This window comes from Pseudorhizobium flavum (assembly GCF_044142885.1).
Classification (GTDB): domain Bacteria; phylum Pseudomonadota; class Alphaproteobacteria; order Rhizobiales; family Rhizobiaceae; genus Neorhizobium; species Neorhizobium flavum.
Window position 1 is genome coordinate 7501 of sequence record NZ_JBIOKZ010000003.1, and the last position, 25159, is coordinate 32659.

Sequence of the window (25159 nt, forward strand, 5' to 3'; positions counted from 1 at the left end):
TCCGTCCAAGTGTTGCAGGTCACCGTAAGATCGTGCTCGCAACTTCGATCGCGGAAACGTCGATCACCATAGACGGGGTGCGGATCGTCATCGACAGCGGGCTGCAGCGCCTTCCGGCCTTCGAGGCTTCCGCGGGAATCACCAGGCTGGAGACGGTGCGCGTCTCACGTGCTTCGGCCGACCAGCGGGCCGGGCGAGCCGGTCGCACCGAGCCTGGCATCGCGATCCGGCTCTGGCATGCTGGCCAGACGGCGGCCTTGCCCGCCTTCACGCCACCGCAGATCCTCTCCAGCGATCTCTCGCAACTGGCTTTGGACCTAGCCCACTGGGGGGTGAAGGACGCCGGGACATTGCGGTTCCTCGATCCGCCACCGGCCGCAGCACTCCTGGAAGCCCGCACGCTACTGGCGCAACTGGGCGCCATCGATGCAGGATATTCGCTGACGGACGAAGGAAGGCTGATGCGCCGGCTTTCCCTGCCGCCGCGTCTTGCGTCGATGGTGATCTCTGCGGCCGGCGACGGTCTGGGGCGGGAGGCGAGCGAACTGGCTGTCCTGCTTACCGAGCAGGGGCTCGGCGGCAGCGACATCGATCTCGACGAGCGTCTCCGGCGCTTCCGCAATGACCGGAGCCCAAGGGCGCAGGCCGCGCGGGGGCTGGCGTCTCGCATAGCAGGCAGCCTGCCGCAAGGCGAAAGGATAGAAACCTCCACCACCGCGGGGAGGATGCTCCTGTATGCCTATCCGGATCGGGTGGCACTCCAGCGCGGCGGGCGCGGACGGTTCGTGATGGCAAGCGGACGAGGTGCGGAGCTGCCGGAGATCGAGCGGCTTGCGGGCGAGTCCATGCTGGTCGTTGCCGACCTCACCGGGCGGGCTGCGCGGGGGCGGATCCTCTCTGCGGCGGCCGTGAGCCGGAAGGAGGTCATGGAGGGCCTCGGCTCTTCCATCATACGCGACGACGAATGCTTCTTCGACCGGCAGAGCCGGCAGGTACGCGCGCGGCGGGTCACGCGTCTCGGAGCAATCATCTTCGAGGAGGCACCCCTTCCTCGGCCGTCAGGAGAGGAGGCCGCGCTGGCCTTGGCACAAGGCGTGCGGGAACTGGGGCTTGCGGCCCTTCCCTTCTCCAAGGATGCCCGGCATCTTCGCCAGCGGCTCGGCTTCCTGCACCGGACGATTGGCGAACCGTGGCCGGATGTCTCGGACGAAGGCCTGCTGGGGCACCTGGAGGCGTGGTTCGTCCCCTTCCAGGGCGACACCACCGGCCTGGATGACATCCGTCCCGGCAACCTGACGGAGGGTTTGCGCTCGCTCATCCCGCATGATCTGCAACGTCAGATCGATGCGCTGGCACCCACCCATTTCGAGGCCCCGAGCGGGCAGCGGCATCCGATCCGCTATGACGGTGACGAGCCGGTGCTGGCAATCCGCGTTCAGGAGCTGTTTGGCCTGAAGACGCATCCGGCGGTCGCAGGCGGACGCCTGCCGCTTCTGCTGGAGTTGACCTCGCCAGCGCACCGTCCGATCCAGACCACCCGTGACCTGCCCGGCTTCTGGAGAGGCTCCTGGAAGGATGTCCGGGCCGAGATGCGCGGTCGCTATCCGAAGCATTCCTGGCCCGAAGATCCTTCCGAAGCGAAGCCTACCCATCGTGCCAAACCGCGCGGGACGTGACAGTATGCCGCCTCTGCGGTGACGCAGCGAGATCGTAAAGGCCGCAGATGACCATTCGAAAAGCAGCAACGACGGTAAGCCGCAAGGATCTGGACATTTCCCCGCCGCGGGATTTCAACTCGCGACCCATCAGCCGCAAGTTCCGCCTGGAGACGCTGGTGCGGCTCAGATGGCTGGCAGTGGCGGGGCAGACAGTGACCGTGCTTGCCGTTGACCTGCTTCTCGCCTTCCCGTTGCCCTTGCTGCAGGCAGCATTCCTGATCGGCGCGCTGGCGCTCGCAAATATCATGCTGTCGCTCTGGTTCCCCTCGACGCATCGTCTGGGGCCGAAGGCGGCACTCGCACTGCTGAGCTTTGACCTCCTGCAGATGGCATCGCTGCTCTTCATCACCGGCGGCCTCGCCAATCCGTTCTCTCCGCTGATCTGCGTGCCGGTAATCATTTCTTTCGCCTCGCAGCCGCTTCGACACGCGATCCCGCTGCTGCTTCTGGCGCTGGCCTGCACGACGGCGCTGGCATTCTCCCCCTATCCCCTCCCCTGGTATCCAGGCGAGACCCTTCGGCTCCAGCCGGTCATGCTGGTCGGCATCTGGTGCGCTATCGTCTCGATGACCTGTTTTGCGGCCTTCTATGCCTATCGCGTCTCCAACGAAGCGACGCTGCTTGCCGACGCTCTGGCAGCGACCGAACTGGTACTCGAGCGGGAAAAGCACCTGTCGCAGCTCGACGGACTTGCGGCGGCAGCCGCCCACGAGCTGGGCACGCCGCTTGCCACCATCAGCGTCGTGGCAAAGGAGATGGAGCGGGAGTTCGGCACCGACGAGCGCCTGCGCGAGGATGTCCAGCTGCTTCGCAGCCAGAGCGAGCGATGCCGCGACATCCTGCAGCGGCTGACCTCCCTTTCCGCGGCGAGCGAAGAGCACATGCGGCGCCTGCCGCTTTCCTCCATGATCGAGGAGGTGATCGCTCCGCACCGCCAGTTCGGCATCGAGATTGCGCTCGACGAGCGCGGCGACCGTGCGACGGAGCCCGTCTGCCTGCGCAACGCGGGCATTCTTTACGGCCTTGGCAATCTCGTCGAGAACGCGGTCGACTATGCCCGCAGCCAGGTGACGCTGACGGTCGAGCATGACCGCGAGCGGGTCGTCTTGATCATCGAGGACGATGGGACCGGTTATTCGCCGGATATTCTATCTCGCATCGGCGAACCCTATATGACAAAACGAAACAAGGAAGTTGAACGGGCGGGCGGCCTGGGGCTTGGTCTGTTCATTGCCAAGACATTGCTGGAACGGTCCGGCGCCCGACTGACATTCGACAACCGCAGCGGGAACGAGCCGGGAGCGCGGATCAGGATCGAATGGCCGCGCGCCATGCTCGAGGAAGGTTAGCAGCGGCACGTGGTCCGTAACGCGCTTGCAGGCGTTATGACGGTGTGACGCTTCTGGAGAGAAGAGATGGAAAGAGAGACACCCCCTTCAGTTGCCAATCCAGACGAGGCGATCGGCTCTGATCCGACGCTTCTGATCGTGGATGACGACGGCCCGTTCCTGCGGCGCCTGGCACGGGCCATGGAGGGGCGAGGCTTCGCGGTCGAGGTCGCCGAATCGGTGGCCGAAGGCATTGCCAAGTCGAAGGCGCGGCCTCCCAAGTATGCGGTCGTCGATCTCCGCCTTGGCGACGGCAACGGTCTTGATGTGATCGAGGCCATCCGGCAACTCAGGGAGGACACCAAGGCAATCGTCCTGACCGGCTACGGCAATATCGCCACGGCCGTCACCGCGGTGAAGCTTGGCGCTCTCGATTATCTTGCCAAGCCAGCCGATGCGGACGACATCTTTCATGCGCTGACGCAGCGGCCCGGCGAGAAGGCGGATGTTCCCGAAAACCCGATGTCCGCAGATCGGGTGCGGTGGGAGCACATCCAGCGCGTCTACGAGATGTGCGAACGCAACGTTTCGGAGACGGCGCGTCGGCTGAACATGCACCGGCGGACGCTGCAGCGGATCCTCGCCAAGCGGGCACCGAAATAGAGACTAGGTCTCGTAAAAATTCGTGCCGGTGGCCCATTCCGCCATCAGAAGCCGCCGGGCGGCGGCGCGGGAGAAGTTCAGCATCAACGACTTTCGTGTCGCCGGCGCCAGCCGGTGGTCAGGTGCGTCGCGCATGAGGTGCGCGCCGTAGCCGTCCGAGAGGAGGAGCCCGCATTCTTCGGGGAAGATGTCGAGCGGCACTTCCCGATGGGTGGCGAAGAACAGCCGGTCGCAATAGGCGCGGTAGTCTGGCCATTTGCAGTCGACCTGGAAGTCCTCGACCGACGTCTTGATCTCGATGATCCAGATCTCGCCCTTCTCCGATACCGTCACCAGGTCGGCACGGCGTCCGTTCGCCAATACCAGTTCCGGCAGCGTCGCGTGGCGCATCTCGTCAAGCAGGATCTGCAGGCCCCGACGGACCATCATGGCCCGTGCCGATTGACGGCCATCAATGAGCGGATTGTCGTTGGCTATGCTGACGAGGGTCATGCGGTCCGTTTAGGCAGGTGAACTTGTTGCAAAAAAGGCAGTGTCGCCGCCAATCGTGGCGTTGGCTGCCCTCCAACGCGCGGCGCGGCTTGCCAAGGCAAACCTATTCGAAAATAACGCGGGAACAAAGACGGTTTTCGTCTGCGTCGCTCACCCATTTTCAAGGGAACTCCATGCGCAGCCGCACAAGCATGATGGTATTCGGCCTCCTGGCAAGCCTTGCCCTGGCCGGATGCTCCACGACGTCCGACACCACAGAAGTTACCCGCATCGAAACCAGCAAGATCTTCACCGATTCCTACGGCACGGTGACTGATGCCGGGTATGCTCTTCCGGCCATCCCGATCAGCCGGTTGGACAAGAAGTTCCACCGGCAGATCGTATCCTATTCCACGCAGGAGAAGCCAGGCACGATCGTCGTCAACACGCGAGAACGTTTTCTCTACTACGTCCTGCCGGGCGGCAAGGCCGTCCGCTACGGGATCGGCGTCGGCAAGCAGGGCTTCTCGTGGTCCGGCGAGGCCTATGTCGCCTGGAAGCAGGCATGGCCCACCTGGCATCCGCCGAAGGAAATGGCCGAGCGCAAGCCGGACGTCGCCCGCTATGTGGAGGCCGGCATGGGACCGGGCCTCAACAACCCCCTCGGTGCCCGGGCAATGTATCTCTTCAACGAGAAGGGACAGGATACGCTCTTCCGTCTGCACGGCACGCCGGAATGGTCCTCGATCGGCACGGCGGCCTCCTCCGGCTGCATTCGCCTGATGAACCAGGACGTCATCGACCTCTACAATCGCGTGCGGCCCGGCCGGAACTCGAAGGTCGTCGTGATCCAGTAAGGAACGACCACGTCTTAATCGAAGAGGCCGCCGGAGCGATCCGGCGGCCTCTTCTCTTTTTATCCCTGCAGCTTTGCCTTCAGTTCCAGCCGGCGCCGATGCAGCACCGGCTCGGTGTAGCCGTTGGGCTGCTCGCGTCCCTTCAGCACCAGATCGAGGGCCGCCTGGAAGGCTACCGAATCATCGAAGTTCGGCGCCATCGGGCGATAGAGCGGATCGCCGGCATTCTGGCCGTCGACGACCGCCGCCATGCGCTTCATGGTCTCGATAACCTGCTCCTCGCCTACCACCTTGTGATGGAGCCAGTTAGCCATGTGCTGGGCCGAGATGCGCAGCGTCGCGCGATCTTCCATCAGCCCAATGTCGTTGATGTCCGGCACCTTCGAGCAGCCGACGCCCTGATCGATCCAGCGGACCACATAGCCGAGGATGCCCTGGGCATTGTTGTCGAGCTCGCGCTGGATCTCCTCCGGCGTCCAGTTCGGACGGGGCACCACCGGAACGGAGAGGATGTCGGAAAGCTTGGCGCGGCTCCGGCTCTTCAGCCCTGCCTGCACCTCCGCCACGTTGACCTTGTGATAATGCGTTGCATGCAGCGTCGCGGCGGTCGGAGACGGAACCCAGGCCGTATTGGCGCCCGCCTTGGGATGCGCGATCTTCTGTTCGAGCATGGCCGCCATCAGGTCCGGCATGGCCCACATGCCCTTGCCGATCTGCGCATGGCCGGAAAGACCGCATTCGAGACCGATGTCGACGTTCCAGTTCTCATAAGCGCTGATCCAGGCCGCCTGCTTCATGTCACCCTTGCGGATCATCGGACCAGCCTCCATGGAGGTGTGGATTTCATCGCCGGTCCGGTCGAGGAAGCCGGTATTGATGAAGACCACGCGCTCGCGGGCCGCCCGGATGCATTCCTTGAGGTTCACCGTGGTGCGTCGTTCCTCGTCCATGATGCCCATCTTCATCGTGTTTGCAGGCATGCCGAGCGCCTCCTCGACGCGTGCGAAGATCTCGCAGGCGAAGGCCACTTCCTCCGGGCCATGCATCTTCGGCTTCACCACATACATGGAGCCGAGGCGCGAGTTCTGGCGGCGACCTTCCGGACCGATGTCGTGCAGGGCGATGAGCGCAGTGACCATGGCGTCCATGATGCCTTCCGGCACCTCACGACCTTCCTGGTCGAGGATGGCGGGGTTGGTCATGAGATGACCCACATTGCGGATCAGCATCAGCGACCGGCCCTTGAGGCTTGCCGACGTGCCTTCGGCCGCCGTGAAGGCAAGATCCGGCTCAAGTTTGCGGACGAACGTCTTGCCGCCCTTGGTCACCTCCTCCTGGAGATCACCCTTCATCAAGCCGAGCCAGTTACGATAGACCAGCACCTTGTCTTCGGCATCGACGGCGGCGACCGAATCCTCGCAATCCATGATCGTCGTGATTGCCGATTCCAGCCGCACGTCCGAGATCTTTGCCGGATCCTCCTTGCCGATCGCGGTGGTCGGATCGATCAGCACCTGAACATGAAGGCCGTTGCGGCGCAGGATCAGGCTTTGAGGCTGTGACGGTTCGCCCGTGTAGCCGGCAAACTGAGCGGGGTCTGAGAGCTCGACCGTACGCCCCTCCGGTCCCGCCGCCGTTAATCTGCCCGAGGTCACGACGAGCCCAGTCACGTCGCTCCAGCTGGCGCCTGAAAGCGGGACAGATTCATCCAGGAAGGACCGCGCCCAGGCGATAACCTTCGCTCCACGGGCAGGATTGTAACCCTTACCCCTCTCGGCACCATCCGTCTCAGGAAGGGCATCCGTGCCGTAAAGCGCATCGTAGAGCGAACCCCAGCGGGCGTTCGCCGCGTTGAGGGCGTACCGGGCGTTCATCACGGGAACGACGAGCTGCGGTCCGGCAATCTCCGCAATCTCGGGATCGACATTGCTGGTGGAGACCGTGAAAGCTGGACCTTCCGGCAGGAGGTAGCCGATCTCGCGCAGAAACGCCTCGTAGGCGGCGAGGTCGGCCGGCGCGCCGTTCTGGCGGTACCAGTCGTCGAGTTTTTCCTGCATCTCGTCGCGCTTGGCGAGCAGCGCACGGTTCTTCGGCGCCAGGTCGTGGATGATCTGTGCGAGTTGCGAGAAGAAGCGCTCCACATCGACACCGGTGCCCGGGATCGCCTCCTGCACCAGGAAGTCGTGCAGCTTCTCGTCGATTGCGATCCCGTTCTTGTCGATGCGTGCCATGCAGGCCTCCTCCTGTGCCATTTTTGTTGGATTATCCGTGCCAATTTGCGCGGGCAGCCGCCGCTGTCAATGCGCCTATGGGCGAACGCGCCGCGTGACCCGCATCGGCAGGCCGTCGCGCGGCTGGGTCGTCAGCTTCTGGACCGGCCAGGGCTTCGTATCGGGTGTCATGTCGAAACGGTAGCGGCTCATCAGGACGGCAAGCGCGATGACTGCCTCCTGCATCGCAAACGTGGCGCCGATGCAGACCCTGGGCCCCGCGCCGAAGGGGAGGTACTGGAAGCGCCCGATCTTGCCGCGGTTCTCAGGCAGGAAACGCTCCGGCATGAAGGCGCGCGGATTATCCCAGTAAAGCTGGTGGCGGTGAAGCGTCCAAGGCATGATGAGAACCGTCACCCCGGCCCTGATCCGAACGGTCTTTCCGTCCGGACTGGTCCATTCATCATCGGCGATTGCTGCACGGTTCAGCGATGGAGCCGGCGGGTAGAGCCGCAGGGCCTCTTCGAAGGCGGCTCTCACCATTGGCATGCGGTCCATCCACTCGACCGGCTCAGCGCCGGACGCCAGGACCTCGTCGATCTCGGTTTCCATCCGCTCGCGGATCTGCGGGCTGTTGGCGACACAGTAGAGCGTCCATGCCAGCGCCCTTGCCGTTGTCTCGTGGCCAGCGCCGATGAACGTCAGGATATTGTCCTCGATCTCGTTCATGGTGAGACCGTCGGGGCCGGCAAGCTCCAGCAGCAGCGTGAGGAAATCCTGCGGCACGTGATCGGGGTTCTCGCGCATCTTCTTCTGGCGGAGAGCCATGGTCTTCGCGACGATTTCACGGAACTTGCCGAGGACACGCTTTCCGCCGATCCGCGTCAACCGCGGCACCCATGGCGGGGCACGCAGAAGGTCCATGGGATCGACGCGGCCCATACGGTGGAGCAGGCTGTCCACATCCTCCGAAAAGTCGTTGCTCTCGGTGACGATCTCGCCCGAGAAAAGCGTCTCCGACAGGATGTTGAAGGTGATCTCGGTCATGTCGACCGAGATGTCGAAAACCTCTCCCTCTTCGCCTACCCCTGAATACTTACTGACGTAGTCCTCCGACTTGCGGAGCATCTGGTCGGCAAAGCTGCGGGCATGCCGCGGCGTGAACACCGGCGCCATGGCCTTTCGGGAGCGCTTCCAGACAGGCCCTTCCGCCGTCAGCAGGCCATCCCTCAGGATCGGCCGCAGTATGAGCTGGCGTATCTCCGACATCTCGTAATTAGCTGCGTTGTCGACCAAGACATGCCGGATCAGGCCCGGGTCGTTGACGATGATCGTTCGTTCTTTGAGGAACTTCGTCTCGATCCATGGCAGCGTGTAGGACGGTTCCCCCCATAGTTCCAGGGGGTTGTTGAACACGGTCCGGATGATCTCCAGCCGGGATGGCGGTACCGTACGGGGAATGGGGGCCGGCGGAACGAACGGCTCGGGGCGCATATCCATCGAAGCCCTCCTGAAACTGGTGGCAAACCAGGAATATCAGGACTCAGAGCAGTGATTTCAACTCTTCGAGCTTATCGTTGACGAGCCAGCCATAGTAGTTTTCTTCCGGCAATCCGCCGCGCGCCTTCAGCGCCGCGGCACGCTGTGCCGAACCGCCCGTATTGTAGAGGGTCGCCGTTATGCCGGGATTGGTCGATATGTCCACGCGCGCTATGGATGCATAATCATCAATGGACCTGCGGATCGCCGCAGCCATATAGGCCAGGGACTTGTCAGGATCCATGATCGCCTCGTAGACCCCCGCCGCATCGTTTTCGTCGAGCTTCGGATAACCGGACGACTTGGCTACCATGTCCGACAGCATCAGCGCGGTCAGCGGGTTCACCTGTCCGAGGCCGAAAGTCTGCCCGGCGTAGAAGGGTTGAAAGAAGACGGCGCTGAAACGGTTGTCCGGGAAGGCGATGCCGCCGACCGTACGGCCACGGAACTCCTTCTCCCACACAACCTCGCGGCAGGTCCACAGACTGTAGGAATCCGCCTTGCCTTCGCATTGACGGAATTCAGGACGGGCAACGAACTCGCTGATGGACTCGTCACCGTGCCCGAAGCGGAAGCGATCTCCGGCATAGGCAGCCGCCTTGATGTAGTAGGACTGGAGCCGGTCGTAGGCGTCGACATTGTAAGTATGCTCACCGACGATCGCGCCGATCATGTGGATCGGGTCCAGCCGGTAGTCGGCCGCAGTGGCCTTGATCTTGGCGATCAACGCACGATCTCCGGACAGCAGGTCACGGATCTTCTCGTACTTGAGGTCGAAGGTGGTGCGGCCGGCCTGGGTGCGACGGACGGATGCGCCCGGCACCTTCGGCTGTTCGGCGTGGCGATTGCCTTCCGGGACCGCACGAAGACCAGCAGCATCAGCCGCCGGTATAGTGCTCAGCGCCAGGACAAGGGCGAGTAGAAGTCGTTTCAAGATGTCGGACCTGCAGACTCGGGCAATCGTGGCAGGCCATGTCGGCAGGACCGGCGCGCCCGACTCGCTCGCTTCATCGGAGTTGACGCCAGCCTTTAAGCGATCGGCCGGCGTCATGTCGAGGCGGTGTACATCAACTTGACGTCAAATGCACTAGATCCCTCGCCTGCGTTGCTGCCGCGCTACAGGATATAGCGTGACAGATCCGTATCGGCTGCGAGATCTCCTACATGCTCCCGCACATAATCGGCATCGATCATCACAGTATTGCCAGCTCGATCAGGTGCGTTGAAGGAGATTTCATCCAGCACCCGCTCCATGACCGTCTGAAGGCGGCGGGCGCCGATGTTCTCGACCGATGAGTTCAGATGGACAGCGACATCGGCCAGCGCATCGATGGCGTCCTCGGTGAAGTCCAGGCTTAGCTGCTCTGTCTCCATCAGCGCCTTGTACTGGCGGATAAGGCTTGCCTCCGTCTCGGTCAGGATGCGGCGGAAATCCTCCTTCGTCAGCGGGCGCAGTTCGACACGGATCGGAAGACGGCCCTGCAGCTCCGGCAGGAGATCCGAAGGCTTCGCCACATGGAAGGCGCCGGAGGCAATGAAGAGCACATGGTCTGTCTTGACCGGCCCATACTTGGTTGCGACCGTCGTTCCTTCGACCAGCGGCAGGAGGTCGCGCTGCACGCCCTCACGCGAGACGCCGGCGCCCAGACCGCCGTCACGGGCTGCGATCTTATCGATCTCGTCGAGGAAGACGATGCCGTCATTTTCCACCGCGCGTACGGCCTCCCGCTGAATGACCTCGTTGTCGATCAACTTGTCGGATTCATCTCGGATGAGTTCGCCATAGGACTTGGAGACGGTGGTTCGTACCTTCTTGGTACGGCCTCCGAGGGCCTTGCCGAACATTTCGGAGAGGTTCAGGACGCCGATATTGGCGCCGGGCATGCCCGGGATTTCGAAACCGGGCATGCCTGAACCGCTGTCGGCCACCTCGATCTCAATCTCCTTGTCGTCCATCTCACCATTGCGGAGCTTCTTGCGGAAGCTGTCGCGGGTTGCCGGCGACGCGGTTGGGCCAACCAGCGCATCGAGGACACGTTCTTCGGCACTCATATGCGCCTTCGCCTGCACCTCGGCACGCTTCTTCTCGCGCACCAGGCCGATGCCGACCTCGACGAGGTCGCGGATGATCTGCTCGACATCGCGGCCGACGTAGCCAACCTCGGTGAACTTGGTGGCCTCGACCTTGATGAAGGGCGCACCGGCAAGCTTTGCCAGACGCCGCGAGATCTCGGTCTTGCCGACGCCCGTCGGGCCGATCATCAGGATGTTCTTCGGCATCACCTCGTCGCGCAGGCTCTCGTCGAGCTGCTGACGACGCCAGCGGTTACGCAAGGCGATAGCCACGGCGCGCTTGGCATCGTGCTGCCCGATGATGTGACGGTCGAGTTCGGAGACGATCTCGCGGGGGGAGAAATTTGTCATGATGTCCTCTTGGCGTTCCTGCCGCCCGACTCACGAAAGCCCGGGCGGGGACCCATTCCTGAATGTCGTTACTCGGCGTCCAGCGTCTCGACGACGAGATTATGGTTCGTGTAGACGCAAATCTCGGCGGCGATATCGAGCGCGGTGCGGGCGATTTCCTCCGCCGACCTGTCGCTGTCCATCAGTGCCCGCGCGGCGGCATACGCATAGTTCCCACCAGAACCAATGGCGATCGTCCCGTGCTCGGGCTCCAGCACATCACCATTACCGGTGACGGCGAGCGTGATGGTCTTGTCAGCCACCAGCATCATCGCCTCGAGATTGCGAAGATACTTGTCGGTCCGCCAGTCCTTGGCGAGCTCCACGGCAGCCCGCATCAACTGGCCAGGATACTGCTCCAGCTTTTTCTCCAGCCGGTCGAGCAGCGTGAAGGCATCCGCCGTTGCGCCGGCAAAACCGGCTATCACCTCACCCTTGCCGATGCGGCGGACCTTGCGGGCATTGCCCTTCATCACTGTCTGGCCGAGGCTCACCTGGCCATCGCCAGCCATGATGACCTTGCCGCCCTTCCGGACTGTTATAATCGTTGTCATTCTTTACCCGTTTGCCTCGAAGGCTCCTTGCGTTGGAGGCTTTGCGCCCTTTTGATGCCTATGTAAGCGGGGATCGCATGATTGCAAATCAAGCCGACCGTATCCGAATGCATGCCTGCTTTTGCTGGATATTTGGCGGTCCGCCTGTTATGGAGCGCACAACACTCGCATGGAGCACAAAATGGCCGAAATCGCCGCACGTACGGGCTCGGTTTCCCGCAAGACGAACGAGACGTCGGTCTCCGTCACCGTCAATCTCGACGGAACGGGAGCTTCGCAGATTTCGACGGGCGTAGGCTTCTTCGATCACATGCTCGACCAGTTGGCCCGCCACTCGCTGATCGACATGGAGATCGCGGTCGAGGGGGACCTCCATATCGATGACCACCACACGGTGGAGGATACAGGCATCGCGATCGGCCAGGCGATCTCCCGGGCCCTCGGCGACCGCCGCGGGATCACGCGCTATGCCTCGCTCGATCTCGCCATGGATGAAACGATGACCAAGGCAGCGGTCGACCTGTCGGGCCGACCCTTCCTAGTCTGGAATGTCGAGTTCAGCTCCCCGAAGATCGGCAGCTTCGATACGGAGTTGGTGCGTGAATTCTTCCAGGCGTTCGCCCAGAATGCCGGCATCACGCTGCACATCTTCAACTACTACGGCGCTAACAACCACCACATCGCCGAGACCTGCTTCAAGGCGGTGGCACGTTGCCTTCGCACGGCAACCGAGATCGACCCGCGCCAGGCAGGCCGTGTCCCCTCCACGAAGGGAACGCTGGTCTGAGCGGCCAAGGAGCAAAGTTGAAGAGTTATCTTGTTCTCACCCCTCCGGGCACAGATCCGGATCACGAGAAGACCGTGATCCTCGCCGATCGCTTCTCCTGGCTTGCGCTATTCTTTCCCTGGATCTGGCTCCTGACAAAGCGGCTGTGGCTTGCGGCACTGGCTGTCTTCCTTGCGCAGATCGCCGCCGGCCAGCTGATGCAGGTTTCCGGATTTGCGGTGGTGGGCTTCCTCGCCGCCGTTTCCATCAATCTTCTCGTTGCGCTGGAAGGACGGCACTTCTATAGCGAGAGCCTCATCCGGCGCGGGTGGACGCTGAAGGACGTTGTCATGGCAGCGGACCTCGATACCGCCGAGGAAATTTACTTTGCAGGCCTGCCTCAGGCTTCGACGGCCCCGGTCGCCGTTGCCAACTGGGCGAATTCCGTTCGCACCCCCTCCGCAGCAGGGTGGGACCGTGGCGGGATAGGCCTCTTCGACCAAGGAGGACGCTGATGCGCGTCGCGATCATCGACTACGGCTCCGGCAATCTCAGGTCTGCGACCAAGGCCTTCGAACGTGCCGCGCACGAGGCGGGCCTGAACGCCACGATCGAGCTCACCGACAAGGCGGATGTCGTTGCCGCGGCCGACCGGATTGTCCTGCCGGGCGTTGGTGCCTATGCGGACTGCCGCGCCGGTCTCGACGCGGTTCCCGGAATGCACGATGCGCTGGTTCAGGCGGTCGAGAAGAATGGCCGGCCCTTCTTCGGCATCTGCGTCGGCATGCAGCTCATGTCATCCCGTGGGCTCGAGAAGACGGTCACGCAGGGCCTTGGCTGGATCGAAGGCGACGTCAGGGAAATGGAGCCTTCCGATCCGAACCTGAAGATCCCGCAGATTGGCTGGAACACGCTCGACCTGAAGCGCCCTCACCCTCTCTTCGATGGAATCCCGACCGGACCGGATGGACTGCACGCCTATTTCGTCCACTCCTATCATCTGGCGGCCAGGAACCCGCAGGACGTCGTGGCGACCACCGATTACGGTGGACCAATGACCGCCTTCGTGGCTCGCGACAACATGGCCGGCTCGCAATTCCACCCGGAGAAGAGCCAGACCCTGGGTCTCGCCCTGATCGCCAATTTTCTGCGATGGAAGCCCTGAAGAATGATCCTCTTTCCCGCCATCGACCTCAAGGACGGCCAGTGCGTGCGCCTCAAGCTCGGCGACATGGAGCAGGCCACGGTCTATAATGCTGACCCGGCAGCCCAGGCGAAAGCCTTCGAATACCAGGGCTTCGAGTGGCTGCATGTGGTCGACCTGAACGGCGCCTTCGCCGGCGAAAGCGTCAACGGCGCGGCCGTGGACGCGATCCTGAAGGCAACGAAGAACCCGGTGCAGCTCGGTGGCGGCATTCGCACGCTCGCACATATCGAGAACTGGCTGTCGCGAGGACTGGCGCGCGTCATCCTCGGCACCGTGGCGGTGCGCGATCCCGCACTGGTCATTGAAGCCTGCAAAGAGTTTCCCGGCAAGATCGCCGTCGGTATCGATGCCAAGGGCGGCAAGGTTGCCGTTGAGGGCTGGGCCGAGGCTTCCGAACTCGGCGTCATCGAGCTCGCCCAGAAGTTCGAAGGCGCTGGCGTCTCGGCGATCATCTACACGGACATTGACCGCGACGGCATCCTGACCGGCATCAACTGGGAGTCGACGCTTGAACTCGCGAATGCGGTCTCGATCCCCGTCATCGCCTCCGGAGGTCTTGCATCGATCGAGGACATACGGCGCATGCTGCAGCCTGATGCCGCACGTCTGGAAGGCGCGATATCCGGTCGCGCGCTCTATGACGGCCGGATCGATCCGAACGAGGCGCTTGGGTTGATCCGCAAGCAGAAAGGAGAGGCCGCATGAGCCTCAAGGCCCGCGTCATCCCATGCCTGGACGTCAAGGACGGTCGCGTCGTCAAGGGTGTCAATTTCGTCGACCTGATCGATGCCGGCGATCCAGTCGAGGCGGCCAAGGCCTATGACGCCGCCGGAGCCGACGAGCTCTGCTTCCTGGACATCACCGCGTCGTCGGATAATCGCGAGACCATCTTCGATGTCGTCGCCCGAACCGCAGACCATTGCTTCATGCCGCTGACGGTCGGCGGCGGCGTACGCAGCGTCGGCGATATCCGGAGGCTTCTGCTTGCCGGGGCCGACAAGGTGTCGATCAATTCCGCCGCCGTGAAAAGCCCGGATTTCGTTGCCGAGGCCGCCGACAAATTCGGCAATCAGTGCATCGTCGTGTCAATCGATGCCAAAAAGGTCTCTTCGACCGGAGAACTGGATCGCTGGGAGATCTTCACCCATGGCGGTCGCCAGGCCACGGGCATCAATGCGCTGGAATTCGCCGCGAAGGTTGTCGAAAAGGGCGCCGGCGAGTTGCTGGTCACCTCGATGGACCGCGACGGCACCAAGAGCGGTTACGACATTGCGCTGACCAAAGCGATTGCCGACAGCGTGAAGGTTCCGGTCGTCGCCTCCGGAGGCGTCGGCACGCTCGATGACCTCGTGGCCGGCATTCGGGACGGTCATGCGACCGCCGTTCTGGCGGCCTCGATATTTCACTTCGGGACCTATACCGTCGGCGAAGCCAAGCGCTACATGGCCGAGCACGGCATCGCGATGCGGCTGTACTGACGTCGCTGGAGACAGAAGATGAGCGATTTCTCCCTCAGCGACCTCGAGCGGATCGTCGAAATCCGTGCCAGGGCTTCAACCGATGAGTCCTGGACGGCGAAGCTTGTGGCCGCCGGCCAAACAAAGGCCGCCAAGAAACTCGGTGAGGAAGCCGTCGAGACGGTGATCGCCGCGGTTTCGCAGGGGCGGCCGGAGCTGGTCAGCGAAAGCGCGGACCTCCTTTATCACCTAATGGTCGTATTGAATATCGCCGGGATTCCGCTCAAGGATGTGCTGGACGAACTTCAGCGGCGGACTACCCAGTCCGGCCTGCAGGAAAAGGCGAACCGTCCATCATGACCCCGGCAGCGCAACCGGCTGAAGGCACCGAGCAATCCTCTTCCGCGACCTACTCGCCCTACCACGTCTTCACATCGGCTGAGTGGGCGCGTTTCCGAGCGGATACGCCTTTGACGCTGACTTTCGACGAGGTGGCACGGCTGCGCTCCCTCGACGACCCGATCGATCTCGACGAGGTCCGGCGCATCTACCTGTCGCTGTCACGGCTTCTTTCGGCGCATGTGGAGGCTTCGCTGCTGCTGTTCCAGCAGCGCAACCGGTTCCTCAGCCTGTCCGACGTCACAAAGACGCCCTTCGTCATCGGCATTGCGGGTTCCGTGGCGGTCGGCAAGTCCACGACGGCGCGTATCCTGAAGGAGCTACTGGCCCGCTGGCCGTCCAGCCCGAAGGTGGACCTGATCACCACCGACGGCTTTCTCCACCCCAATGCCGTGCTCAGGCGCGAGAACCTGATGGAACGGAAGGGCTTTCCGGAAAGCTACGACATCGGCGCGCTGTTGCGCTTCCTCTCGGCGATCAAGGCCGGTCAGCCGAACGTCAAGGCGCCGCGCTATTCCCACCTCACCTATGACGTGCTGCCTGACGAGTTCACTGTCGTCGATCGCCCGGACATCCTGATCTTCGAAGGCATCAACGTGCTGCAGTCCCGCGATCTGCCGGCGGATGGCAAGTTCGTGCCTATGGTTTCGGACTTCTTCGACTTCTCGATCTATATCGACGCGGACGAGGCGCTGATCCATAATTGGTATGTCGAGCGCTTCATGAAGCTTCGCAACACGGCTTTCCGTGATCCGAATTCCTTCTTCCACCGCTATGCAACCATTAGCGAGGATGCGGCGCGCGCGATCGCCGAGGGGCTGTGGGAGAACATCAACCTGAAGAACCTGCGGCAGAACATCCTACCGACCCGCCCGCGTGCGGACCTGATCCTGCGGAAAGGCTCGAACCACCTGGTCGAGACGGTCGCACTGCGCAAGCTCTGATCAGGGATTGACCCGTCTCAAGGTCAAATTGATGCGTCCGCCGTTCCTCAGCAATGTCGAGGTTTCCGGGTAGACCCGGTCCACGCCGTGGAAGCAGAGACGCCCCGCTCCTCCGAGGACGAGCACGTCTCCGCTCGTCAGGCGGAATGAGCGCGTCGGTTCGTTGCGTTCCGTTCCGCCGATCCGGAAGAGACAGGTGTTTCCGAGCGAGATGGAGAGAACGGGGGCGGTAAGATCCGTTTCGTCCTTGTCCTGATGCAGACCCATGCGTGCCTGATTGTCGTAGAAGTTGACGAGGCACGCCTCCGGCGGCTTGGGGTAGTCGGCGACTTTCGCCCACAGTTCCAGAAGCCGTGACGGAATCGCGGGCCACGGCCAACCGGTCACGGGATGGGAGGCCTGGTAGCGATAGCCGCGCCCTTTGTCCGTCACCCAGCCGAGGGGGCCGCAATTCGTCATTCGGACCGACATCGGCTTGCCGGTGCGCGGCATTTCGGGAACATAGAGCGGGGCTTCAGTCACCACCTGCCTGATCTCGTCGACAAGAGCCTCCTGACCTTTTCGGTCAAGATATTCAGGGAGGTAGCGAACTCCGTCGGGCAGAGCTGTCATCCGATCAGTCTCCCGCCGGCTTTCCACGCATCTTCTTTACTTCCGATCGGCCGGCCTTGGCCTTCAGACGCCGTTCGACGGAGCCTTTGGTGGGCTTGGTCGCCCGTCGTGGCGGCGGCGGCGGTTCGGATGCCTTGATGATCAGCTCCTTCAGCCTCTCCCTCGCATCCTCGCGATTGCGGTCCTGGCTGCGAAACCGGTTAGCCTCGATCATCAGCACGCCATCCTTCGACATCCGGCGCCCGGCCAGACGAATGGCAGCCGCTTTGACACGGTCCGGCAGCGACGGAGAATCGGCGAGATTGAAAAAGAGCTGGACGGCAGTCGAGACCTTGTTGACGTGCTGGCCGCCCGCGCCGCCAGCCAGCACGAATTGCTCTGTCAATTCCCAGCCGGCAATGGTGATGCGATCGTTGATATAGAGCGGGTTGCTGGCCATGGTTCGCCTCCGGTGGCCTCTATCCCATAAAGAACGGACAAAGAAAACCGCCGGGCGTTGGGGCCCGGCGGTCAATTTCTGTCAGTTCGAGTGGCTTACTCGGCCGCATTCAATAGCACGGGGGCGGCATCACGCACCCGGCTGTCGACATGGTCCTCGAACTTTTCAAAGTTGGCGATGAACATCGAGACAAGCTTCTTCGCCTGCTGGTCGTAGGCAGCACCATCGGCCCAGGTCGAGCGCGGGTCGAGAATGGCGGCGTCGACACCCTCAACCGCAACCGGGACCGCAAAGCCGAAGTTCGGGTCGGTGCGGAACTGCGTGGTCTTGAGGTCTCCGGTCAGAGCCGCCGTCAGGAGCGCGCGCGTCGCCTTGATCGGCATGCGACGGCCGACGCCATAGGCACCGCCAGTCCAACCCGTGTTGACGAGCCAGCAATCGACGTTATGGCGGTCAATCAGGTCGCGCAGCAGGTTGCCGTATTCCGCGGGATGGCGCGGCATGAAGGGCGCTCCGAAGCAGGTGGAGAACGTCGCTTCCGGCTCGGTCACGCCCTTTTCCGTGCCCGCGACCTTGGCCGTGTAGCCGGAGAGGAAGTGGTACATGGCCTGCTCGGGCGTCAGCCGGGCGATCGGCGGCATGACCCCGAAAGCATCGGCCGTCAGCATGATGATCGTCTTCGGATGGGGAGCGATCCCCGTCGCCGACGCATTCGGGATGAAATGCAGCGGATAGGCCGAGCGGGTGTTCTCCGTCAGCGACGCATCGTCGAAATCCGGAACACGGTTTTCATCCAGCACCACGTTTTCCAGCACGGTGCCGAAGCGGCGGGTCGCGGCATAGATTTCCGGCTCCGCTTCGGCGGAAAGACGAATTGCCTTGGCGTAGCAGCCACCCTCGAAGTTGAAGATGCCGTTTTCGCCCCACCCATGCTCGTCATCGCCGATCAATGTGCGGCTCGGATCGGCCGACAGGGTGGTCTTGCCGGTGCCCGAGAGGCCGAAGAAGACGGCCGCATCGCCACCCGGACCGACATTGGCCGAGCAGTGCATCGGCATGACATGCTTTGGCGGAAGCAGGTAGTTGAGGACGGTGAAAACCGACTTCTTGTTTTCCCCGGCATATGACGTGCCACCGATGAGCACGATGCCGCGGGTCAGGTCGCAGGCGATGACCGTTTCGGTCCGGCAGCCGTGACGGGCCGGGTCGGCGCGGAAGCTCGGCAAGTTGATGATGGTCAGCTTCTGCACGAAGGTCTCGAGCGAAGCGCGGCTCGGCCGGATGAGGAGGTTGCGGATGAACAGCGCGTGCCAGGCCAGTTCGGTCACCACCCGTGTCGGAAGCGCGTTTTCCGGGTCGGCACCGCCGATCAGGTCCTGCACATAGAGGGTCTTGCCAGCCGCATGAGCCAGCATGTCCTGATGCAGGATCTCGAAGCGTTCCGAAGACATTGGCCGGTTGTTGTCCCACCAGATGACATCCTCGGTCGTGTCATCGCGCACGATGAACTTGTCCTTCGGCGAGCGACCCGTGTGCTGGCCGGTGACGGCTCGCAGCGCGCCGTCCGCCGTCAGGTCGCCTTCCCGGTTGCGGATCGCTTCTTCGTAAAGTTCCGTTTCCGAGAGGTTGTAATTGACGCGGGAAACGTCCTGGAAGCCGATCGCCGCTATCCCATTGGACGGATTGTAAAGTCCGAGCTCCTGCATGCGCGCCTTCCTTCCCTTGGCGTTGGATGTGGCCCTCAACTAGCGCCGGGCTTCATAAAGAGCAAGTAGGGTGGAGGGCGATAATCCAACGATATCAATAAATTAATCGATTTAAAAAAATTTATTTCTTCTTAAATCGGTTTAGGTCGCGTTTTAACCTCGGCCTGAAACCCCCTCATTTGAATAGAGGGATTGTGACTCCCTCCCCTCGATCCCTTGCCTTGCCACAATTTGTTCCACCTTTATACTCAAGACGCGCATCGTCGGAACACCGACGCGGCTGGGATACTCCTGGAGATGCGCACGAATGGTAGTGGAGACAGAGAGCATGCAGACAATCGCCCTGGTGGACGACGACCGCAACATCCTCACGTCAGTGTCGATTGCACTGGAGGCCGAGGGTTACAAGGTCGAGACCTACACGGACGGCGCATCCGCACTCGACGGGCTTCTTGCCCGGCCGCCGCAGCTGGCGATCTTCGACATCAAGATGCCCCGCATGGATGGCATGGAACTACTGCGCCGGCTCCGGCAGAAGTCGGACATACCGGTGATCTTCCTCACGTCGAAGGACGAGGAGATCGACGAATTGTTTGGCCTCAAGATGGGCGCCGACGACTTCATCACCAAGCCCTTCTCCCAGCGTCTGCTGGTGGAGCGCGTCAAGGCCATTCTTCGCCGGGCGAGCGCCAGGGAGACCTTGGGGGTAGTCGGTAGCAAGGCGGGAACAGAGGCCCAGCAGGCCCGTACGCTGGAACGCGGGCAGCTCCTGATGGACCAGGAGCGTCACACCTGTACCTGGAAGGGCGAGCCCGTCACCTTGACCGTGACCGAATTCCTGATACTTCACTCGCTCGCCCAGAGGCCCGGCGTGGTGAAGAGCCGCGACGCGCTCATGGACGCGGCCTACGATGAACAGGTCTATGTCGACGACCGCACGATCGACAGTCACATCAAGCGCTTGCGAAAGAAGTTCAAGATGGTCGACGTCGATTTCGACATGATCGAGACGCTCTATGGGGTGGGTTATCGCTTCCGCGAGGCCGCCTGACCAGGGCAACGCCTCACCGTAGGAGCCGCGCCAGGACGGGAGATCGGCCTGTCCCTTGAAAGGACGATGCGTGGCAGACCAACTGCTCGACGATGATATGCTTGACGCCTCCGATGCGGAGATGCGCCGGAAGCCTAGGCGCATCTGGTCGCGTCCGTTCATTCTCATCCGACGTGTCTTCGGTCACGCCGTCTTCTCCAGCCTGACAAGGCGGATCCTGTTCTTCAACATTGCAGCCACGGTCGTGCTGGTGGGTGGTATCCTGTACCTCAACCAGTTCCGCGAAGGGCTGATCGACGCACGCGTCGAGAGCCTGCTGACCCAGGGCGAGATCATCGCCGGAGCGATCTCGGCCTCCGCTTCGGTCGATACGAACTCCATCACCATCGATCCGGAGAAGTTGCTCGAGCTGCAGGCCGGGCAAAGCATCACGCCGGTTCCCAATGACGAGGACCTCGATTTTCCGATCGATCCGGACCGCGTTGCACCTGTCCTGCGGCGGTTGATCTCTCCGACCCGAACGCGGGCCCGGCTTTTCGATGCGGATGCAAATCTCCTTCTCGACTCCCGGCATCTCTATTCCCGCGGCCAGGTGCTCCGGTTCGACCTGCCGCCGGTTGAGCAGGAGTCGATGAGTTGGAACGACCGAATCGTCGGCCTGTTCAACCGCATGCTCCAGCAGCGCAACCTGCCGGTTTACAGGGAAGCGCCCGGCGGCGACGGGTCGATTTATCCGGAGGTTATGAATGCCCTTACGGGCGTGCGGGGCGCGGTCGTCCGGATCAATGACAAGGGAGAGCTGATCGTTTCGGTCGCGGTTCCGGTGCAGCGCTTCCGCGCCGTCCTCGGCGTGCTGCTTTTGTCGACCCAGGCCGGCGACATCGACAAGATCGTCCACGCCGAACGGCTTGCGATCATGCGGGTCTTCGGCGTTGCGACGCTCGTGAACATCCTCCTGTCGCTCCTCCTTTCCTCAACCATAGCCAATCCCCTTCGGCGTCTGGCGGCAGCGGCAATCCGCGTCCGCCGCGGCGCCAAACAGCGCGAGGAAATTCCCGACTTCGCCTATCGCCAGGATGAGATCGGCAACCTCTCCATCGCGCTTCGGGAGATGACCACGGCGCTCTACGACCGAATCGATGCGATCGAGAGCTTCGCCGCGGATGTCAGCCACGAGTTGAAGAACCCGCTGACCTCGCTTCGTAGCGCCGTGGAAACCCTGCCGCTGGCGAAATCGGACGATGCAAAGCGGCGCCTGACGGAGATCATCTTCCATGACGTACGCCGTCTCGACCGCCTGATCAGCGACATTTCCGACGCATCGCGCCTCGACGCGGAACTAGCCCGTACCGATTCCACGCCGGTGGACCTGCGCGTGCTGCTCGGCAATCTCGTCGACATCTCGCGGCAGATCCGCAATGGCCGCAAGCCGGTGGAGATCGATCTTGCAGTGGATGCCAAGGGGGCCAAGCAAGACTTCATCGTCAACGGACACGACCTGCGGCTCGGTCAGATCATCACCAACCTCATCGAGAATGCACGTTCCTTCGTACCCGACGACGGCGGTCGCATCTCCATACGCCTCTCCCAGTCTCGCGGCCGCGTCAATGTCACCGTCGAAGACAATGGCCCCGGCATCCAAGCGGAGGATATCGACCGCATTTTCGAGCGTTTCTATACGGACCGGCCCGAAGGGGAGAGCTTTGGCCAGAACTCAGGCCTCGGCCTCTCGATCAGCCGTCAGATTGCCGAAGCTCACAACGGTACCCTCAGGGCCGAGAACATTGTTGATACAAACGGCACGGTCAAAGGAGCCCGTTTTGTGCTCTCCCTGCCGGCTGGAGAGCCAGCATGACAGGTGGCCAGGTCAATATTCACGCCACCGCGATCGTGGTCGGAACGACGGGCCTGCTCTTTATCGGTCCGTCGGGAGCCGGCAAGTCGTTGACGGCCTTCACCTGCCTTGCGGCCGCCTGGCGTGCCGGCATTTCCGCGATGCTACTTGCCGATGACCGGGTCTTGCTGTCGCCAAAAGACGGTTGTTTGATGGGAAGATGCCCGGATGCCATCGCCGGGCTGATCGAGATACGTGGCAGCGGCATTGCCCGCGTTCCCCATGTGCCTTCCGCACCGCTTCATCTTGCCGTCAGGGTTGGCCCGGTGGAAAGGATGGAGCGGCTACCTCCGGAAGCCGAACGCTTCTCCATCGACGGCGTCGGTACGCTGCCGCAGCTCCGGTTGGCGGCACATGTCGCCGATCCGCTGGCGATAATCGGTGTGTTTTTCCCCGATATCGGCCTGCCGCCGCCCTTTCCGTGCTGAAAGCTACGGATTTTTGACTTGCACTTGATGTCTACATGGCGAAGATGGCTTCCCACCGCTGGACGCCTCTTTTGCAGTGCGATATGGGCTGCGCGTTGCCAGAGCAGGGGGAATTGATGATCGGACTTGTGCTTGTCACCCACGGCAAGCTGGCGGAGGAATTTCGACACGCGCTTGAGCATGTCGTCGGTCCGCAGAAATACATTGAAACGGTCTCCATTGGGCCCGAAGACGACATGGACCAGCGGCGTCAGGACATCGTCGATGCGGTGTCCGTTGCCGATGATGGGCATGGTGTCATCATCCTCACCGACATGTTCGGCGGTACGCCATCCAACCTTGCCATCTCCGTCATGGACGGCGGGCGGATCGAGGTCATCGCGGGTGTCAACCTTCCAATGCTGATCAAGCTCGCCGGCGTCCGCAGCGAAAACGACATGAACCGGGCGCTACTGGAGGCCAGTGAGGCCGGGCGGAAGTACATCAATGTCGCAAGTCGTGTCCTGAGCGGCAAGTAAGCGAAACCCAGCATGTCAGTCCATTCCCGTGAGCTCCTCATCGTCAACAAGCGCGGCCTGCACGCCCGCGCCTCAGCGAAATTCGTCCAGACGGTTGCCAAGTTCAACGCCGAAGTCACAGTTACCAAAGACGGTACGACCGTCGGCGGGATGTCGATCATGGGGCTCATGATGCTGGCCGCCAGTCCCGGCTGCAGCGTCGAGGTCACCGCGGCCGGGCCGCAGGCGGCGGAGGTACTCAGCGCGCTGGAGAGCCTGGTAGCCGACAGGTTCGGCGAAGAGATCTAGCAACACATAAAGACATAAGCACTTCTTTATGTGTCGTTGCTTCCCAAGGGCAAGCCTGCTACACCAGCCTCCAGAATGCGGAAGGTGACGCCTCAGGGCGCGCAAACCCAGCTGGAGAGCTTCATGAGCACGGACAAAGACTACATCGTAGCCGATATCGGGCTTGCCGCCTATGGCCGCAAGGAACTCGACATCGCAGAAACGGAAATGCCCGGCCTCATGGCCTGCCGCGAGGAGTTCGGGGAAAGCAAGCCGCTGAAGGGTGCCCGGATCTCCGGCTCGCTGCACATGACAATCCAGACCGGGGTCCTGATCGAGACGCTGAAGGCGCTCGGTGCCGAAGTACGCTGGGCTTCCTGCAACATCTTCTCCACGCAGGACCATGCCGCCGCGGCGATCGCCGAGTCCGGTATTCCCGTCTTCGCGATAAAGGGCGAGTCGCTCACCGAGTACTGGGAGTACACCGACAAGATCTTCCAGTGGACCGACGGTGGCCTGTCCAACATGATTCTCGACGATGGCGGCGATGCGACCATGTACATTCTGCTTGGCGCCCGCGCCGAGACGGGCGAGGATGTGCTGTCCAACCCGACCTCCGAGGAAGAGGAAATCCTGTTCGCGCAGATCAAGAAGCGCCTGCAGGCTTCGCCGGGCTGGTTCACCAGGCAGCGTGACGCGATCAAGGGCGTATCCGAAGAGACCACGACCGGCGTCCACCGTCTGTATGAGCTATCCAGGAAGGGCCTGCTTCCCTTCCCCGCCATCAATGTCAACGACTCGGTGACCAAGTCGAAGTTCGACAACAAGTATGGCTGCAAGGAATCGCTGGTCGACGGTATCCGCCGCGGCACGGACGTGATGATGGCCGGCAAGGTCGCCGTTGTCTGCGGCTACGGCGATGTCGGCAAGGGATCGGCCGCGTCGCTTGCCGGTGCCGGCGCCCGCGTGAAGGTCACGGAAGTGGATCCAATCTGCGCATTGCAGGCCGCAATGGACGGCTTCGAAGTGGTCGTGCTGGAGGATGTGGTCGACAGTGCGGACATCTTCATCACCACCACCGGCAACAAGGACGTCATCCGCATCGATCACATGCGCGCCATGAAGGACATGGCGATCGTCGGCAATATCGGCCATTTCGACAACGAAATTCAGGTGTCTGCACTGCGCAACCTGAAATGGACCAACATCAAGCCCCAGGTCGACATGATCGAATTCCCCAAGGGCAACCGGATCATCCTTCTCTCGGAAGGCCGCCTGCTGAACCTCGGCAACGCCACCGGGCACCCTTCCTTCGTCATGTCGGCGTCCTTCACCAACCAGGTGCTTGCGCAAATCGAGCTCTTCACAAAGCAGGATCAGTACAAGAAGGAGGTCTACATCCTGCCGAAGCACCTCGACGAGAAGGTCGCCCGCCTGCATCTCGGCAAGCTCGGGGTCAAGCTCACGGAGCTATCGGAAGAACAGGCCGCTTATATCGGCGTCTCTCCGCAGGGACCGTTCAAGGCAGAACACTACAGGTACTGATTTTAGCAAATTGATCCACAAGATATTGATGGTCGCGGTCTTGACGGATCGCGACCTTCTTTTTTGGCGCCACCCTTCCCGCCGATTCCCGAAGCAAGTAATGTCTTAGGCATCGATTCGCTC

The 25159-nt window shown here is 62.2% G+C and carries 26 protein-coding genes (1 of these 26 cut by a window edge); 17 read left to right on the forward strand and 9 right to left on the reverse strand.

Features of this window, described 5'->3' with window-relative positions; all coding sequences use genetic code 11:
* The 3 genes from hrpB to ACEPP2_RS07005 form a co-directional block, all read left to right on the forward strand.
* A protein-coding gene (gene hrpB / locus ACEPP2_RS06995; protein ID WP_395516171.1) for an ATP-dependent helicase HrpB crosses the window boundary here: on the forward strand, positions 1-1676 show its 3' portion. The gene continues 811 nt to the left of window position 1, outside the view; the window shows 1676 of its 2487 coding nt (coding positions 812-2487); the start codon falls outside the window, past its left edge; the stop codon is at positions 1674-1676.
* Between the two features lie 47 nt (positions 1677-1723).
* On the forward strand, positions 1724-3067 hold the full coding sequence (locus ACEPP2_RS07000; RefSeq protein ID WP_395516172.1) for an ActS/PrrB/RegB family redox-sensitive histidine kinase: 1344 nt from the start codon (positions 1724-1726) through the stop codon (positions 3065-3067).
* A gap of 66 nt (positions 3068-3133) precedes the next feature.
* A complete protein-coding gene (locus ACEPP2_RS07005; RefSeq protein ID WP_395516173.1) occupies positions 3134-3709 on the forward strand; it encodes an ActR/PrrA/RegA family redox response regulator transcription factor in 576 nt (191 codons plus the stop codon).
* Between the two features lie 3 nt (positions 3710-3712).
* On the opposite strand, the gene ACEPP2_RS07010 is transcribed toward ACEPP2_RS07005, so the two are convergent.
* Positions 3713-4201, reverse strand: coding sequence for an MmcB family DNA repair protein (locus tag ACEPP2_RS07010; protein ID WP_395516174.1), 489 nt, complete (start codon positions 4199-4201; stop codon positions 3713-3715).
* A gap of 173 nt (positions 4202-4374) precedes the next feature.
* On the opposite strand from ACEPP2_RS07010, the gene ACEPP2_RS07015 reads away from it, so the two are divergent.
* A complete protein-coding gene (locus ACEPP2_RS07015; protein ID WP_281976952.1) occupies positions 4375-5037 on the forward strand; it encodes a L,D-transpeptidase in 663 nt (220 codons plus the stop codon).
* A 59-nt stretch (positions 5038-5096) separates the two neighbouring features.
* Here ACEPP2_RS07015 and ACEPP2_RS07020 read toward each other — a convergent pair whose 3' ends face one another.
* The 5 genes from ACEPP2_RS07020 to hslV form a co-directional block, all read right to left on the reverse strand.
* Positions 5097-7268, reverse strand: coding sequence for a malate synthase G (locus tag ACEPP2_RS07020; protein WP_395516175.1), 2172 nt, complete (start codon positions 7266-7268; stop codon positions 5097-5099).
* Positions 7269-7343: 75 nt separating this feature from the next.
* Positions 7344-8747, reverse strand: a complete 1404-nt coding sequence (locus ACEPP2_RS07025) for a cytochrome P450 (protein ID WP_395516176.1) — start codon at positions 8745-8747, stop codon at positions 7344-7346.
* 43 nt (positions 8748-8790) lie between these two features.
* The gene (locus ACEPP2_RS07030; protein WP_395516177.1) at positions 8791-9720 is read right to left on the reverse strand and encodes a DUF1402 family protein; all 930 of its coding nucleotides are present in this window, start codon (positions 9718-9720) and stop codon (positions 8791-8793) included.
* Between the two features lie 182 nt (positions 9721-9902).
* Entirely contained in the window at positions 9903-11210 is a 1308-nt protein-coding gene (gene hslU / locus ACEPP2_RS07035; protein ID WP_142586725.1) for an ATP-dependent protease ATPase subunit HslU, read from the reverse strand.
* Positions 11211-11278: 68 nt separating this feature from the next.
* Complete coding sequence (gene hslV, locus ACEPP2_RS07040; RefSeq protein WP_152341515.1) at positions 11279-11803, reverse strand: ATP-dependent protease subunit HslV; 525 nt, start codon at positions 11801-11803, stop codon at positions 11279-11281.
* Positions 11804-11984: 181 nt separating this feature from the next.
* Between hslV and hisB the strand changes: the two genes are divergently transcribed.
* The 7 genes from hisB to coaA are packed head-to-tail and all read left to right on the forward strand — an operon-like array spanning position 11985 to position 16576.
* The gene (gene hisB / locus ACEPP2_RS07045) at positions 11985-12590 is read left to right on the forward strand and encodes an imidazoleglycerol-phosphate dehydratase HisB (protein WP_077548729.1); all 606 of its coding nucleotides are present in this window, start codon (positions 11985-11987) and stop codon (positions 12588-12590) included.
* A 17-nt stretch (positions 12591-12607) separates the two neighbouring features.
* On the forward strand, positions 12608-13084 hold the full coding sequence (locus tag ACEPP2_RS07050; RefSeq protein WP_172977869.1) for a DUF2628 domain-containing protein: 477 nt from the start codon (positions 12608-12610) through the stop codon (positions 13082-13084).
* Complete coding sequence (gene hisH, locus ACEPP2_RS07055; RefSeq protein WP_077548731.1) at positions 13084-13734, forward strand: imidazole glycerol phosphate synthase subunit HisH; 651 nt, start codon at positions 13084-13086, stop codon at positions 13732-13734. Before ACEPP2_RS07050 ends, hisH begins: the two co-directional genes overlap by 1 nt.
* A 3-nt stretch (positions 13735-13737) precedes the next feature.
* Entirely contained in the window at positions 13738-14481 is a 744-nt protein-coding gene (gene hisA / locus ACEPP2_RS07060; protein ID WP_077548732.1) for a 1-(5-phosphoribosyl)-5-[(5-phosphoribosylamino)methylideneamino]imidazole-4-carboxamide isomerase, read from the forward strand.
* Positions 14478-15254, forward strand: coding sequence for an imidazole glycerol phosphate synthase subunit HisF (gene hisF, locus ACEPP2_RS07065; RefSeq protein WP_077548733.1), 777 nt, complete (start codon positions 14478-14480; stop codon positions 15252-15254). The genes hisA and hisF overlap by 4 nt, the downstream gene beginning before the upstream one ends.
* Positions 15255-15272: 18 nt before the next feature.
* Positions 15273-15593, forward strand: coding sequence for a phosphoribosyl-ATP diphosphatase (locus ACEPP2_RS07070; RefSeq protein ID WP_077548734.1), 321 nt, complete (start codon positions 15273-15275; stop codon positions 15591-15593).
* The gene (gene coaA / locus ACEPP2_RS07075) at positions 15590-16576 is read left to right on the forward strand and encodes a type I pantothenate kinase (protein WP_052640881.1); all 987 of its coding nucleotides are present in this window, start codon (positions 15590-15592) and stop codon (positions 16574-16576) included. Before ACEPP2_RS07070 ends, coaA begins: the two co-directional genes overlap by 4 nt.
* Here the strand turns inward: coaA and ACEPP2_RS07080 are convergent, their stop codons facing one another.
* The 3 genes from ACEPP2_RS07080 to ACEPP2_RS07090 all read right to left on the reverse strand — a co-directional run bounded on the left by ACEPP2_RS07080 (position 16577) and on the right by ACEPP2_RS07090 (position 19333).
* A complete protein-coding gene (locus ACEPP2_RS07080; RefSeq protein WP_077548735.1) occupies positions 16577-17188 on the reverse strand; it encodes an alpha-ketoglutarate-dependent dioxygenase AlkB family protein in 612 nt (203 codons plus the stop codon).
* Between the two features lie 4 nt (positions 17189-17192).
* Positions 17193-17627: an alternative ribosome rescue aminoacyl-tRNA hydrolase ArfB gene (arfB, locus tag ACEPP2_RS07085; RefSeq protein ID WP_077548736.1), complete on the reverse strand. Its 435-nt coding sequence runs from the start codon at positions 17625-17627 to the stop codon at positions 17193-17195.
* Positions 17628-17722: 95 nt separating this feature from the next.
* Positions 17723-19333, reverse strand: coding sequence for a phosphoenolpyruvate carboxykinase (locus ACEPP2_RS07090; RefSeq protein ID WP_395516178.1), 1611 nt, complete (start codon positions 19331-19333; stop codon positions 17723-17725).
* A gap of 328 nt (positions 19334-19661) precedes the next feature.
* Here ACEPP2_RS07090 and ACEPP2_RS07095 point away from each other — a divergent pair, with 328 nt between their 5' ends.
* The 6 genes from ACEPP2_RS07095 (at position 19662) to ahcY (ending at position 25036) form a co-directional block, all read left to right on the forward strand.
* Positions 19662-20384, forward strand: a complete 723-nt coding sequence (locus tag ACEPP2_RS07095; RefSeq protein ID WP_194478102.1) for a response regulator transcription factor — start codon at positions 19662-19664, stop codon at positions 20382-20384.
* A 97-nt stretch (positions 20385-20481) separates the two neighbouring features.
* The gene (locus ACEPP2_RS07100; RefSeq protein ID WP_395516419.1) at positions 20482-22239 is read left to right on the forward strand and encodes a stimulus-sensing domain-containing protein; all 1758 of its coding nucleotides are present in this window, start codon (positions 20482-20484) and stop codon (positions 22237-22239) included.
* Entirely contained in the window at positions 22236-22706 is a 471-nt protein-coding gene (locus ACEPP2_RS07105; protein ID WP_152341524.1) for an HPr kinase/phosphorylase, read from the forward strand. Before ACEPP2_RS07100 ends, ACEPP2_RS07105 begins: the two co-directional genes overlap by 4 nt.
* 116 nt (positions 22707-22822) lie before the next feature.
* Complete coding sequence (locus ACEPP2_RS07110; RefSeq protein ID WP_281976962.1) at positions 22823-23224, forward strand: PTS sugar transporter subunit IIA; 402 nt, start codon at positions 22823-22825, stop codon at positions 23222-23224.
* Positions 23225-23236: 12 nt separating this feature from the next.
* Positions 23237-23512: an HPr family phosphocarrier protein gene (locus tag ACEPP2_RS07115; protein WP_052640867.1), complete on the forward strand. Its 276-nt coding sequence runs from the start codon at positions 23237-23239 to the stop codon at positions 23510-23512.
* A gap of 123 nt (positions 23513-23635) precedes the next feature.
* A complete protein-coding gene (gene ahcY / locus ACEPP2_RS07120) occupies positions 23636-25036 on the forward strand; it encodes an adenosylhomocysteinase (protein WP_395516179.1) in 1401 nt (466 codons plus the stop codon).
* Positions 25037-25159: the final 123 nt, after the last annotated feature.

Bases quoted from the DNA above. Each gene is read 5' to 3' on its own strand.
- ACEPP2_RS07000 (WP_395516172.1), top strand. From the start codon at position 1,724: ATGACCATTCGAAAAGCAGCAACGACGGTAAGCCGCAAGGATCTGGAC.
- ACEPP2_RS07005 (WP_395516173.1), top strand. From the start codon at position 3,134: ATGGAAAGAGAGACACCCCCTTCAGTTGCCAATCCAGACGAGGCGATC.
- ACEPP2_RS07010 (WP_395516174.1), bottom strand. From the start codon at position 4,201: ATGACCCTCGTCAGCATAGCCAACGACAATCCGCTCATTGATGGCCGT.
- ACEPP2_RS07015 (WP_281976952.1), top strand. From the start codon at position 4,375: ATGCGCAGCCGCACAAGCATGATGGTATTCGGCCTCCTGGCAAGCCTT.
- ACEPP2_RS07020 (WP_395516175.1), bottom strand. From the start codon at position 7,268: ATGGCACGCATCGACAAGAACGGGATCGCAATCGACGAGAAGCTGCAC.
- ACEPP2_RS07025 (WP_395516176.1), bottom strand. From the start codon at position 8,747: ATGGATATGCGCCCCGAGCCGTTCGTTCCGCCGGCCCCCATTCCCCGT.
- hslU (WP_142586725.1), bottom strand. From the start codon at position 11,210: ATGACAAATTTCTCCCCCCGCGAGATCGTCTCCGAACTCGACCGTCAC.
- hslV (WP_152341515.1), bottom strand. From the start codon at position 11,803: ATGACAACGATTATAACAGTCCGGAAGGGCGGCAAGGTCATCATGGCT.
- hisB (WP_077548729.1), top strand. From the start codon at position 11,985: ATGGCCGAAATCGCCGCACGTACGGGCTCGGTTTCCCGCAAGACGAAC.
- hisH (WP_077548731.1), top strand. From the start codon at position 13,084: ATGCGCGTCGCGATCATCGACTACGGCTCCGGCAATCTCAGGTCTGCG.
- hisA (WP_077548732.1), top strand. From the start codon at position 13,738: ATGATCCTCTTTCCCGCCATCGACCTCAAGGACGGCCAGTGCGTGCGC.
- hisF (WP_077548733.1), top strand. From the start codon at position 14,478: ATGAGCCTCAAGGCCCGCGTCATCCCATGCCTGGACGTCAAGGACGGT.
- ACEPP2_RS07070 (WP_077548734.1), top strand. From the start codon at position 15,273: ATGAGCGATTTCTCCCTCAGCGACCTCGAGCGGATCGTCGAAATCCGT.
- coaA (WP_052640881.1), top strand. From the start codon at position 15,590: ATGACCCCGGCAGCGCAACCGGCTGAAGGCACCGAGCAATCCTCTTCC.
- ACEPP2_RS07080 (WP_077548735.1), bottom strand. From the start codon at position 17,188: ATGACAGCTCTGCCCGACGGAGTTCGCTACCTCCCTGAATATCTTGAC.
- arfB (WP_077548736.1), bottom strand. From the start codon at position 17,627: ATGGCCAGCAACCCGCTCTATATCAACGATCGCATCACCATTGCCGGC.
- ACEPP2_RS07090 (WP_395516178.1), bottom strand. From the start codon at position 19,333: ATGCAGGAGCTCGGACTTTACAATCCGTCCAATGGGATAGCGGCGATC.
- ACEPP2_RS07095 (WP_194478102.1), top strand. From the start codon at position 19,662: ATGCAGACAATCGCCCTGGTGGACGACGACCGCAACATCCTCACGTCA.
- ACEPP2_RS07100 (WP_395516419.1), top strand. From the start codon at position 20,482: ATGCTTGACGCCTCCGATGCGGAGATGCGCCGGAAGCCTAGGCGCATC.
- ACEPP2_RS07105 (WP_152341524.1), top strand. From the start codon at position 22,236: ATGACAGGTGGCCAGGTCAATATTCACGCCACCGCGATCGTGGTCGGA.
- ACEPP2_RS07110 (WP_281976962.1), top strand. From the start codon at position 22,823: ATGATCGGACTTGTGCTTGTCACCCACGGCAAGCTGGCGGAGGAATTT.
- ACEPP2_RS07115 (WP_052640867.1), top strand. From the start codon at position 23,237: ATGTCAGTCCATTCCCGTGAGCTCCTCATCGTCAACAAGCGCGGCCTG.
- ahcY (WP_395516179.1), top strand. From the start codon at position 23,636: ATGAGCACGGACAAAGACTACATCGTAGCCGATATCGGGCTTGCCGCC.